At 66.6% G+C, this 12,542-nt stretch carries 6 protein-coding genes; 3 read left to right on the top strand and 3 right to left on the bottom strand.

Going from position 1 to position 12,542, the window contains the following annotated elements; translation table 11 throughout:
• Window positions 1–4: 4 nt before the first annotated feature.
• The 3 genes from ACFQ50_RS10050 (at window position 5) to ACFQ50_RS10060 (ending at window position 8,055) form a co-directional block, all read left to right on the top strand.
• A complete protein-coding gene (locus ACFQ50_RS10050) occupies window positions 5–439 on the top strand; it encodes a DUF779 domain-containing protein (RefSeq protein ID WP_377995384.1) in 435 nt (144 codons plus the stop codon).
• Window positions 440–829: 390 nt separating this feature from the next.
• The gene (locus tag ACFQ50_RS10055) at window positions 830–6,283 is read left to right on the top strand and encodes a peroxidase family protein (protein WP_377995385.1); all 5,454 of its coding nucleotides are present in this window, start codon (window positions 830–832) and stop codon (window positions 6,281–6,283) included.
• A 218-nt stretch (window positions 6,284–6,501) separates the two neighbouring features.
• Window positions 6,502–8,055 carry an amino acid permease gene (locus ACFQ50_RS10060; protein WP_377995386.1) on the top strand — a complete coding sequence of 518 codons (1,554 nt, stop codon included), beginning with the start codon at window positions 6,502–6,504 and terminating at the stop codon, window positions 8,053–8,055.
• Between the two features lie 76 nt (window positions 8,056–8,131).
• On the opposite strand, the gene ACFQ50_RS10065 is transcribed toward ACFQ50_RS10060, so the two are convergent.
• The 3 genes from ACFQ50_RS10065 to ACFQ50_RS10075 form a co-directional block, all read right to left on the bottom strand.
• Entirely contained in the window at window positions 8,132–8,767 is a 636-nt protein-coding gene (locus ACFQ50_RS10065) for a DUF2461 domain-containing protein (protein ID WP_377995387.1), read from the bottom strand.
• Window positions 8,768–8,886: 119 nt separating this feature from the next.
• Complete coding sequence (locus ACFQ50_RS10070; RefSeq protein WP_377995388.1) at window positions 8,887–11,010, bottom strand: DUF6541 family protein; 2,124 nt, start codon at window positions 11,008–11,010, stop codon at window positions 8,887–8,889.
• A 7-nt stretch (window positions 11,011–11,017) separates the two neighbouring features.
• Window positions 11,018–12,253 (bottom strand): polysaccharide pyruvyl transferase family protein, encoded by a 1,236-nt coding sequence (locus tag ACFQ50_RS10075; protein WP_377995389.1) that lies wholly within the window; start codon window positions 12,251–12,253, stop codon window positions 11,018–11,020.
• Window positions 12,254–12,542: the final 289 nt, after the last annotated feature.

Genomic DNA, 12,542 nt, shown 5'->3' on the forward strand with positions numbered 1-12,542 from the left:
GCTGATGCCCGACACCAGGCTCGACGCCGCGGTGACGCTGCCCGGGGAGGACTTCTCCCGGGTGGCACTCACCGCCGAGGCCGTGCGGCTGCTGCGAAAGCTCTGGACGCGGCACGGCCCGCTCATGTTCCACCAGTCCGGCGGCTGCTGCGACGGATCCGCGCCCATGTGCTACCCGGCGGGGGACTTCCTGACCGGCGACTCGGATGTGCTGCTGGGGCTGTTTGACCTCTCCGCGGACGACGGCGTCGGGTCCGGTTCCGCGGACGACGGCCGCCAGCCGCTGGAGTTCTGGATGTCCAGGGAACAGTTCGGCTACTGGAGCCACACGCACCTGACGGTGGACGTAGTGCAGGGCCGGGGGAGCGGATTCTCGGTCGAGGCGCCGGAAGGCAAGCGGTTCCTGATCCGTTCCACCCTGATGGACTGGCCGGTGTAGACGAACCCAGACCCGGATGCAATACGCCGTGGCAATTGATGCGCAGGTAGGGCCGCCAAGTTAGCGGCCTTACCTGTGCGTTGCCCGTTAACTGACTGATTGAAAACCCCCAATTTGGGTGGCTCAGCCGGCCAAATAACTCCGGTCCGGCTGCATCCACAAGGTTTTCACGGGCATGGCCACGCACGATGGCACGGTCATAACCCTCCTAGCGGCAGGTGTGCCATGAAAATCTCAGCATGGAAGTCAGACGGGGGAGCGGATCAAAGTCGATCCGCTTCACCCACCGATCCACCAACAAACCGACGTCAACGACGCAAAAAGCACGGCAAGCAAGCCATCTCCTTCCGGACGGTGGCAGCAGTAACCACATTGATGATGCCAGTCGCCATGGGTTTGCCTGTGGTCGCAGCCAACGCAGTGCAGGCACCGGTGGGGGAAGGTTTCACCATCACCCCCTCTGATCTGTCCTTCATCCTGAAGCAGATCAAGATCGCTGAAGCCCACGTGGCCAACACGACCTCGGCCACCGGCCCCTGCGGCGCGCTGATCGGCACTGGCCCCAACCAAATTCCGAGCCCCCTGGTTTCTCAGGGTCTCCGGACGGTGGACGGGTCATGCAACAATCTCCAGCCGGGCCAGGAGACGTTCGGTGCAGCCGACCAGAAGTTCCCCCGCCTGACCACACCCGTGTTTAAGAGTGCCGAGAACTCGCCTCCTGCGTTCGGGCCTTCGCAGCCGACGTCGTACGCGCAGAAGAGGGGCAACGTCTTCGACTCCGAGCCACGCGTGATCAGCAACCTGATCGTGGACCAGACCTCGACCAACCCGGCGGCGGTCGCCGCGGCCGGTAACCCGGTCCGGACGCAGGGCAACCCGGGCGTCGTGCCCTGCACCACGGACCCGGATCCCCTGGCCACCCCGCCCGTCGTCGGCGTTCCCGCAGACTGCGTGCCGTCCCACAGCACGCTGTTCATCGAGAACGTGACCACCGATGTCGGACTCTCCCCGCCCTACAACTCGATGTTCACGCTCTTCGGCCAGTTCTTTGACCACGGCGTTGACCAGACTGTTAAGAGCGGTGGAACCGTCTTCGTTCCGCTGAAGGATGACGACCCGCTGATCGCAGGCCCGGACCACGTCTTCGGGAACGCGGACGACCTCGACCCGAACCTGCGTTTCATGGTTCTGACCCGGGGCCAGAACCAGCCCGGACCGGATGGCATCGCGGGCGACAACCCCGCGACCCCTGCCGACGAAAGCGCTGACGATATCCAGGATGCGAACAACACGGACTCGCCCTGGGTCGATCAGAGCCAGACCTACACCTCGCACCCCTCGCACCAGGTGTTCCTGCGTGAGTATGTTGACAACAACGCCGGGAGGCCGGTCGCCACAGGCAAGATGCTCGGCGGGGAAGCGGGCACCAACGCGGTCAACGGCATGGCCACCTGGGCCACGACCAAGGCGCAGGCCTCGGCGCGGCTCGGCATCCAGCTGCTCGACAAGGACGTCCTGAATGTCCCGATGGTCGCCGCGGACCCCTACGGCAAGTTCATTCCCGGCCCTGCCCGCGGTCTGCCGCAGTTCGTGACAGATACGGGACTCGTGGAGGCCGACCGTGCCGACAACGGCGGCCTGGGGACCCTGGTGCCCGCGAACGTCAAATACTTTGACACCCCGTTCCTGACGGACATCGCGCACAACGCGGACCCGTCCCCGCAGGACACCGACCACAACCCGGCTACACCAAAGGTGACCCCGGCGAAGGATGGCGACACCACGGCATCTGCCGATTTCGCCAGCCAGGCCCCTGGCACCTATGACGACGAGATGCTGAATGCGCACTTCATCGCCGGTGACGGTCGCGTCAACGAGAACATCGGCCTCACCACCATCCACCAGATCTTCCACTCGGAGCACGATCGGCTCGTCGACGACATCGAGAACATCCTGACCACCGATACCTCCCCCAGCGGCGTCGCCGCTTTGCCTGAGTGGAAGCTGGCTGCCGGTGCCGCCGGCTGGAACGGTGAGCGGCTCTTCCAGGCCGCACGGTTCATCACCGAGATGGAGTACCAGCACCTGGTCTTCGAGGAGTTCGCCCGCAAGGTTCAGCCTGCGATCAACCCCTTTGAGCCGTTTGCCTTTACCCAGACGGAACTGAACCCCGCGATCAAGGCGGAATTCGCCCACGCCGTGTACCGCTTCGGCCACTCGATGCTGACGGAAACAATCGCACGCAGGAATGAGGACGGCCCCGGCCCTGACACGGTGTTCGGAACGTCCGACGACACGAGGGGCAGCCAGAACGACATCTCGCTGCTCCATGGATTCCTCAACCCGCCGGAATACACCAACGGCGGTCCTGCCGGGCTGCTGACCTCGGAAGAGGCTGCCGGCAGCGTCATCGCGGGCATGTCGGACCAGGCCGGTAACGAACTGGATGAGTTCGTGACGGACACACTCCGCAACAACCTGCTGGGCCTGCCCCTGGACCTTCCGACGATCAACATGACGCGGGCCCGTTCTGAGGGTATTCCGCGGCTGAACGTCCTTCGCCGGGAACTGTTCAACTCAACGAATGACGGCCAGCTGAAGCCCTACACCAACTGGGTCGACTTCGGCGAGAACCTCAAGCACCCGGAGTCGCTCGTCAACTTCGTCGCTGCCTACGGTCTGCACCCGTCCATCACCGGTGCCACGACGCTGGCAGGCAAGCGGGAAGCCGCACGCCTCATCGTCAGCCCCGCCCCCGGGGACGTCGCTCCGGCCGACGCCGCAGCGTTCATGAACAGCACGGATACCTGGGCCAACAGCGGCACCAGCTCGATCACCGGCCTCGACAACGTTGATCTCTGGGTCGGCGGCCTCGCGGAGCAGACGGTTGTATTCGGCGGCCTGCTGGGCAGCACGTTCAACTACGTCTTCGAGAACCAGCTGACCAACCTGCAGAACGGCGACCGCCTGTATTACCTGGCACGCACCCCCGGCATGAACCTGAGGACGCAACTGGAGGGCAACTCGTTCGCCGAGATGATGATGCGCAACACGAACGTGAAGAGCCTGAAGGCCGACGCGTTTGCCACGGCGGACTGCAAGTTTGAACTGAAGAAGCTGGCCGGCACCGCCCCTGAGTTTGCAACCTTGGGCAACACCGTCGCGGACGACCCGGATTCAGAGTGCAGCGAGGCGGACCTCCTGATCCGCATGGCCGACGGCACCATCAAGTACCGCTCGCGGAACACCGTGGACCCCTCCGGCATCAACGGCCAGAGTGTCTACAACGGCACCGCCGGCGTGGACCGCATCTTCGGCGGAAACGACAGCGACACCTTCTGGGGCGGTGAAGGCAACGACGTCATCGAAGGCGGCGACGGAGCCGACGTCGCACTCGGTGGCGACGGCGACGACATCATCACCGACCTCGCCGGTGACGACGTCCACAAGGGCGGACCCGGCAACGACGCGATCAACGCCGGACCCGGCCTGGACATCGTCATGGGTGGGGAAGGCAAGGACTTCACAAACGGCGGAGCCAATGCCAACGAAACCTTCGCCGGCGCCGGTGACGACTTCGTGATGCTCGGTGAGAGCCTTGACGCCGCATTCGGCGACAGCGGCGATGACTGGGAAGAGGGCGGCGACCAGCCGGACCTGATGCAAGGAGACAGCGGCAACCTGTTCTTCCTGGACGATTCCCAGAAGCCCGGACACGACATCCTCGTCGGCCAGGGCGGCGACGACGACTACGACATGGAGGGCGGCGACGACATCGGCGTCGGCGGTCCTGGCATCGAGAAAGTCGCCGGAGCTTCCGGTTACGACTGGGAGACCGGTCAGGGCGATCCCCAGCCGCAGGACCTGGACCTCGCCTTGCCGCTTGTTCCGCTTGACATCCTGACCGTTGATGTCCGCGACAAGTTCAACGAACTCGAGGCCGCCTCCGGCTGGAAATTCGATGACAAGATCCGCGGCGACAGCGTCGTTCCCAGCGCCGTTGGAGGCGGCGGGTTCATCGGGTGCAACGTTCTGGATCAGGCCGGTGTGGACCGGATCGCCGGACTCGGCGACCTGGTGACGACCTTCCCGACGCCGACCGCCGATGTTGTGTCCGCCTCGGCGGGCAAGGACTGCCCGGTCCTCACCGGTGCGAACGTCTGGGGCGAAGGCAACATCCTCCTCGGCGGCAGCGGCAGCGACCTGATCGAGGGCCGCGGCGCAAACGACATCATCGACGGCGACCGCTACCTCAGTGTCCGTCTCAGCGTCCGCACCAACGCAGCCGATCCGGCAAGCGAGATCGGCAGCGCCAGCATTGAAGGGCCGGGGCAGAGCGCCATGAGCAGCCGGTACCTGAAGGACGCCAACGGCAACCTGACGGGACCGACCCTCCAGGAGGCTGTCTTCGCGGGAACCGTGAACCCGGGCAACATCGTGGCGGTCCGCGAGATCCTCACGGGCTCCGGCGGCACCGACTCCGCAGTGTTCACCGGACCGGAAGCCGACTACACGGTCACCACAACCGGCGGCGACGGCACCCTCGGCTCCCCGGGCTCCACCACCACGGTGACCGACAACGTGGGCGCTGACGGTACCGACACCGTGCGGAACGTTGAACGCCTCGTGTTCGCCGACACCGTCGCTCCGGCGGCGCCAGTCATCGTCTCGGTTGCCGCAGGCAATGGCCAGGCGACGGTCAACTTCACCCCGGCAGCAGGCGGCGTCGCCACCAGCTTCGAGGTGCGGGTGGTCAACGCGGCCGGAACCCAGGTCGGTGCACTCCAGACCGCCGACGCCGGTGCCACCAGCCTGGTGGTGACGGGCCTGGCCAACGGAACCCCTGTCCGGTTCCAGGTTCGGGCACTGAACGCAATCGGCACCAGCGCCTTCTCGGCACTGTCCGGCACGGTGACCCCGTCGGCTCCCACCCTTGCGAGCGCTCCGGCGATCGGCACGGCGACCGCGGGCAATGCCCAGGCCACGGTGCGGTGGACCGCCCCGGCGGCGGTAGCCAGCGCCCCGGTCACCCAGTTCCGGGTCCGTGTTTTCGTGGGTACGGGTGCCACTCCGACCCGCGAGGTGACGGTCGGCAACGTGACGAACACGGTGGTCACCGGCCTGATCAACGGCACGGGATACACGTTCGACGTCTCGGCGATCAACGCAGCAGGCACGGGCGCAGCATCGGCCCGCACACCGCTGACCACGCCGCGGACCGAGTTCGTTGCACCGACGGTCACTGGCCGGACGCCCGCCTCGGGCGCCACGTCCGTCAGCCAGGCGAACAACCTGAGCGTGACCTTCAGTGAGCCGGTGGCGAATGTCACCACAGGCACCGTCGTACTGCGGCTCGGCGCCACCGTCATCCCCACCACGGTCACGTACAACAACGCGAACCGCACGGCGACGGTGAACCCGAACGCCAACCTCCTGGCAGACCGCACGTACTCGTTGGCTGTCTCCTCAGTCCGCGACACCGCCGGGAACACCATCGCGTTCAACTCGTGGCAGTTCACCACCGGTCCCGCTCCGACCGTTGCTTCCGTTACCCCCGGTATCGGCGCCAACAACGTGGGCAGGACGGCGAACGTCACGGTCCGCTACAGCGAGCCCGTGACGAACGTCAGCACCGGAACAGTGGTGCTGCGGCGCGGCGGCCTGACCGGTCCGGTGGTGACGGCGACCGTCACGTACAACGCCGCGACCAGGACCGCGACGTTGAACCCGTCGGCAACTCTGGCGGCCAACACCACCTACACCATGGCAACGTCCGCGGTACGGGATCTGGCGGGCAACCCGCTGGCCTTCCGCTCCTGGACGTTCAGGACGGGTGCTGTGTAACTCACCAGGACGGCTGGCGGCCCGCAAGGCCGCCAGCCAATCCTCTCCGGACCCACGCCCGGCCCTCCACCACACCGCGCAGCCGCAGCGCGGAGGAGGGCCGGGCGTGGTTTTGCGTGCCGGCTGTCTCAGTATTCGGGACAAATGTGGCCGTCCACTGGATGGACACTACACTTGATAGGTCTGTTTCCATCCCCTATCAGGACTGTGGACTTCCAATGAACCTTTTCCGGACCAAATCCATCGAGCAGTCAATAGCCGACGCCGATGAACCCGGACGTAAGCTGAAGCGCTCCCTGAGCACTTGGGACCTCATGATCATGGGCGTCGCCGTCGCAGTCGGCGCCGGCATCTTCTCCGTGGGCGCCAAGGCCGCTGCGAACTTCGCCGGCCCCGCCGTCACCATCTCCTTCCTGGTCGCCGCCGTCACCTGTGCGCTGGCGATCATGTGCTACGCCGAGTTCGCCACCGCCATCCCGGTGGCCGGCTCCGCTTACGTCTTCACCTACGCCACCATGGGCGAGATTCTGGCCTGGATCATCGGCTGGAACCTCATCCTGGAACTATTCACCGCGGCCGCAGTGATCGCCAAGTACTGGGGCATCTACCTCAGCAAGGTCTTCGCCCTGATGGGCGTGGAAATGCCGCCCGCCATTTCGATCGGCGGCGTTGACCTGTACTGGGGCGCGTTCCTCATCGTCGCCGTCTTCACCGTGCTGCTGGTGCTCGGCACCAAGCTGTCCGCCCGCGTCGGCAACATCTTCACGCTGATCAAGATCGGCGTGGTGGTGTTCGTTATCATCGTGGGCTTCAGCTACGTGAAGTTCTCCAACTACACCCCCTTCGTCCCGGCCTCCGAACCGACGGCCGGCGCCGGCGCGGCTGACGTCATGAAGCAGTCCTTCTTCGGCTTCCTCACCGGGGCCGCCCCCGCACAGTACGGCACCCTCGGCATTTTCGCCGGCGCCGCTCTGGTGTTCTTTGCTTTCATCGGCTTCGACGTGGTGGCGACCTCCGCGGAAGAGGTCAAGAACCCGCAGAAGACGCTGCCCCGCGGCATCTTCGGCGGCCTGGCCCTGGTGACGCTGCTGTACATCCTGGTGTCCCTCGCCCTGACCGGCATGGTCTCCTACACGCAGCTCGCCGAGGCGGAGAGCCCCACCCTCACCACAGCCTTCGAAGCGGTCGGCAACACCGACGCCGCGAAGGTGATCGCCTTCGGTTCCCTCGTGGGCCTGACCACCGTGATCATGGTGCTGCTCATGGGCCTGGCCCGCGTTGTACTGGCCATGAGCCGCGACGGCCTGCTGCCGCGCTCCCTGTCCAAGACCAGCGAAAAGCGTTCGACGCCGGTCCGTCTGCAGATTATCTGCGGCGCCGCCGTTGCCGTGGTCGCCGGGCTCACCAACGTGGACCTGCTCGAGGAAATGATCAACATCGGCACGCTGTCGGCGTTCGTGATGGTCAGCCTGGGCATCCTGGTGCTGCGCAGGAAGCGCCCCGACCTGAAGCCCGCGTTCCGGGTCCCGTTCGGCAAGGTGCTTCCCGTCGTGTCCGCGGTGCTGTGCCTGTACCTGATGACCAACCTTGCTGTGGAGACCTGGATCTTCTTCGGCATCTGGCTGGTAGTGGGCATCGCCATCTACTTCGCTTACGGGCAGCGGCACTCCCGCCTCAACGAGAAGTTCGCCGGTGCCAAAGCTGCGGTGGACGGCCGGACGTCCGGCCTTGATGACCGGGACGACGACGAGGACGCACTCACCCGCGTCTAGCTGATCCCAGCACAGGCCTGACCTGTTCAGCAGGGATCGCCCCTGATGAACGAACCGCCGCCCCCTGATGCAACCGTCAGGGGGCGGCGTGCCGTCCCACCCAGTCCACCAGCGGGCGGAGCTGTTCCCAGAGCCCGGCAATCTCGCGTTCGGCGTCCTGGGAGCCGAGCCATTCGGGCTCGCCGAGGGTAACCCCGGCCGAGAGCGACTTGTGCTTCAGCAGTTCGCCGCGGGGATGATCCTTCGGAAAGCCCCGGGGCACGGTTTTCAGTTTCTCGCCTTCGATGGCGAATCCGGCCGCCGCGACGGCGTCCACGATGTGTTGCAACTGTTCGCCGGTGCTCCCCGCGTCCACCGAATTCCGGTACCGGACCAGCTGAGCGGGTGAGTGCGAGTGGTAGCCGCCCCCAACCAGCAGGCCGTCGGCGCTGATCTGGAGGTAATAGCCCACGCCCTCCTGGTACGAGGCGAAGGCGCCCTGGGCGGTCTTGTACGGTGACTTGTCCGGGGAGAACCGGACATCACGGTTGGGCCGGAAAATCTTGCCCGGTCCAAAGCGCGGCTCAAGCTCTGCGAGGAGCGCCTGAAGCGGAGCCTTGACGGAATCCTGGTACACCGCCGAATGGGCATGCCACCAGTCCCGGTTGTTGTTCTCCTCCAGCTCAGCGTAGAACTTCGTTGCCGCGGCCGGGATGCCCTCGAATGTGCTCATGATTGAAGCCTAGGGATTTGCCGCGACTCCGGCCATGGCCGCGCGCTCCTATGTGGAACGCGGCCCATATGTGGAAAGCCGCGCCCATGTGGAACATCCGCGGTGCCGATAAGAGGCTGCTACCCGCAGGCAGTAATCCGGTACAAGGTGCGGCCCTCCGCGGACGCCACTTTTTCAAAGCCCTGCTCCGTGGGCACGTTGTAGAAACCCGGCCAGCGCTTCAGGCTGACGCTGCCGTGAGACCCGCCGGGGGCGTCCTCATAGAAGTAAGTGGCGCCGACCTTGCGCACAGCATCACAGACGGCAGGGTCAGCTGCCAGCCGGTTGAAGCCGGTGCGGAGCAGTTCCTTGGCCGCGCTGCCGGCTGTCGGCGCGCCCAGTTGCGTGTAGACGACGTGCCGGCCGGTCAGCGCATAGAAGTAGGTTTCGCCGTTGAACGGGTCCCCGATCACCACCGCATCGTCCGGCAGCATGGAGCCGGCCCGCTCAATGAAGGCCTGCTCGCCGCTGGAAAGCACGCCGGCTCCTGGTTTGTCGGAGACTGTGTAATTCTGCGCGGACACCGCTACGCGTTCCACGGAACGGTAGCTTCCGGAACCCACATATAGCGCACCGATGACAGCAGCAGCGGCAACCGTGAACAGGATGGCGGGAACGGGCCACCGTCCGGCGGGTCTGGCCTCATGAGGGCGTGCGGAAATAGCGCGCATCACCGCCCTGACCGCGGCACCTGTCACCACGGCAATGGCCAGCGCGGCCAGCAGACTCCCCGCCATGGCGATGAACGGTGCAATCCGCTGGGTGTCCTTGTACCAGAAGCCGGTGAGCCACCGCAGTCCGTTTTCGGGACCCGCGGCAAGCACGTAGAGCCCCACGAAGGCCAGCCAGGTGGCGGCCAGCGGCCTCGCCTCCCGGACAAAAACAGCCGCAACGGCGCCAAGAATCACCAGCAGTCCCACTGCGATGTTGAAGTCGTCCGGTGCGGGCGGGGAGAGTGCCGGGAAGCGCGGCAGGTCGAAGAAGGCAAGGTACACGGAATCCGGGACTGCTGCCCGTACAGCCCGGCGGTAGGCCATGACGCCTGCCAGCAGGCGGGAGTTGGCCAGCACCGACCACGCCGCTGCCGCAAGGAGCACCGCGACCAGCACAGCCGCAAGGGTGGGGAGGGGACGGCGACGCACCCCGCGCACCAGCAGCGGCAGGAAGCGCGCGGCCACGAAGGGCAGGACTGCTACGGCAATCGCAAACAGGGCGCTCGGGTGGGCCGCGGCGCAGCCGCCGAGGACGGCCACGAGGATGATGGCCAGGGGGACGTGCCCGCGGGCCGGCGCCCCCGCCCGCGTCCCCGCGGGCACGCCTGACCTCCCGGCAGATGGCCCGGCGGTTGCCACGGCGGTTGGCCCGGCGGTTGGCTCGGCAGGAGTCGCTGCGGACGTCACGCGGCGCAGCAGCAGCACGGCCAGGGCCAGCGTCGCGGGCACGAGCGCGGTGGCGAGCCCGTTGGGCCACTGGCCGCTGCGGAGGAGCTGGGAAAAGGGGAAGCTGATGAAGGAGGCACCAACCAGCGGCGTCAGCGCCCAGGCCGCAGGATGCCGCGGCAGCACGGCCGTGGCCAGGAACGCCAGGCCGGCCGGCCAGATCAGGCCGCCGATGACGATCGAGGACAGGTTGGCCGCTTCGGAGACGCTGCCCGGAACGAGGGCAACGGCGCTGTGCCAGCCCGCCGGGTAGTACGTGGCGCGGCCGGCGCCGAAAATCGGGGCGATGCTCCATGGAGTGGCCTGGCCGGATTCCTGGATCCAGCGCAATGCGTTCAGGTGGAAGATCGGATCCCAGCCCTGCGAGGCGGTGGCGGGGTCGCCGATGCCGCGGAGCAGGGCGAGGCAGGTAACAGCGGAACCGAGGGCAGTTGCTGCCCCTACCGCAAGCCACGTCGGCAGGCCGGCGCTGCCGGGCGCCAGGGGCTGTCCGAGGGCGAACCGCCTGCCGGCAAGCCATGCCAGGAGGACCAGCGGGAGGGCCGTGAGCGCGGCAGTGGCGGCGTTCCAAGGGAGGCCGAGGGCCGCCGTCGCAAAACTGCCGGCCAGAAGCATCAGCAAGGTGACAGCGGGACTGAGCGCGATGGCCGCCGGCCAGCCCGGTTTCAGCGGCAGGAGAACAAGGAGTCCCGGGAGAAAGAATGCCGTGACTAGGAATACAACGGTCGGGGCCGAGGAGGTCAGCCCGGAAAGCCAATCAAGCATGGTCGGTTCAGTGGGCTCCAGGACGGATCTTGTTCTTCCGCGGCGCAGCGAGTGCCTTGTTGAAGAGCTTCGCGGCGCCGGCTGTCAGCGATCCGGCGGTCAGCGTCCCGGACGCCGTGGCAGCGGACTGGCCCGGCAACGGCGGATAGATCTTGTCCGCCTCGGCGCGCTTGCGGGCCACGAGCGCCGGCAGCCCGTCTCGCAGCGACCCGCGGTCCGCCGGGATTCCGGGGTCGTCGCCGTCCAGCGCCAGTGACCAGCCGCTGCCCAGGGCCGTCAGCGACTCGTGCTTGACGTCGTAGTACCCCTTCTTCACGCCGACGGCGATGCCCCTCGCACCTGCCGACGCCGCCAGAAGGTGGAAGTGGAAGCGGCTGGTCACCCACGTCTGGTGCGCGGCCAGGGGCAGGCCATGGGCCCAGATGTGCAGGAACGGCAGGAACCGTTCTTCCGGAATGAGGTCCGCCAGCCGTTCGTAGGCGACGCGGTCGGCGCCTGGGATGGCCTCGACGTAATAGGCGTTGGTTCCCTTGCTGACGGCCTTTTCGACGGCGGCCCTCGCCAGTTCTACGGCTGTTTCGAACCGCTCCGGATCGGCGGTGTCGCTCTGGATGCAGACGTAGAGTCCGGGCTCGGCGGTGGTGCGTGCGATTTCAGCGGTGACGCCGAGGAAGGCATCGTCCAGGTCCTGGCTGATGCCGTAGGCCCGGGCGCCGGCTTCATCGCGGGCCGCCGCGTGCACAAAATCCTGGAACAGGGGCATTTCGGCGGGCGCCGACGTCAGCTCGGGCATGAGTCCCTGGCCGGTGGCAATCAGCCGGACGCCCGTGATTGCGTGGACGGCACGCATGGCCAGCACAAGTCCGGCGTGGTGGGACCAGTTCTCATTGATGAAGCCGCCGCCGATGAGATGCAGCGATTGGGCTTCCCGCAGCTTGAGGAGGCCCAGATCGTAGGAGGGGGAGCCCAGGCCGGTGACGCGGGCCCTGATGATCTCCGCTGCCTCGTCCAGCGGCATTTCAGCCGTCTCGTGCACCAGCCGCCACAGGGTGTTGGTGACGCGCAGGCGCGGATGCATTCCTTCGAAGAGGACCTGCGCCAGGCCGGGCTGGGGGCAGTCCAGCCAAACGTCGGCATCGGGCCGAACTTCGGCGAGATATTTCAGCCACGCGGCGGCGATGAACTCGTCGCCGAAATTGGGGTTGCCCGAAGGGCCGATCAGATAAAGGGGACCCGACTGCATGCTGTTGACTATATCTTCCCGCCGGCGTGAAGCCCGCGTCCGCGGTCGAGGTTTCGGCGGGCTCAGCCGGTTCGGCAGGCTCAGACGGGCCCGGCTGAGCCGGCAGCAACTGCCCAGAACGCAGGGAACCCCGCCGCGGCTGTGAACGGGTCACTGTGCCGTGGCGGGGTTCCTGGTGCTATCCGGTGCTGTTAGCCGATTTTGTTGGCGGCTTCGGCGTCGGAGAGGGGTGCTGCGCCGAGGTTGGCGCGGAGCTTGGCGCCGAGTTCGGCGTCAACGCTGGTCCAGT

The sequence above is a fragment of the Arthrobacter sp. NPDC056493 genome (assembly GCF_042795115.1).
In the GTDB taxonomy this organism is placed as follows: Bacteria; Actinomycetota; Actinomycetes; order Actinomycetales; family Micrococcaceae; genus Arthrobacter.

Coding starts and splice junctions, on each gene's coding strand:
- ACFQ50_RS10050 (WP_377995384.1), top strand. CDS start 5: ATGCCCGACACCAGGCTCGACGCCGCGGTGACGCTGCCCGGGGAGGAC.
- ACFQ50_RS10060 (WP_377995386.1), top strand. CDS start 6,502: ATGAACCTTTTCCGGACCAAATCCATCGAGCAGTCAATAGCCGACGCC.
- ACFQ50_RS10075 (WP_377995389.1), bottom strand. CDS start 12,253: ATGCAGTCGGGTCCCCTTTATCTGATCGGCCCTTCGGGCAACCCCAAT.
- ACFQ50_RS10065 (WP_377995387.1), bottom strand. CDS start 8,767: ATGAGCACATTCGAGGGCATCCCGGCCGCGGCAACGAAGTTCTACGCT.
- ACFQ50_RS10070 (WP_377995388.1), bottom strand. CDS start 11,010: ATGCTTGATTGGCTTTCCGGGCTGACCTCCTCGGCCCCGACCGTTGTA.
- ACFQ50_RS10055 (WP_377995385.1), top strand. CDS start 830: ATGGGTTTGCCTGTGGTCGCAGCCAACGCAGTGCAGGCACCGGTGGGG.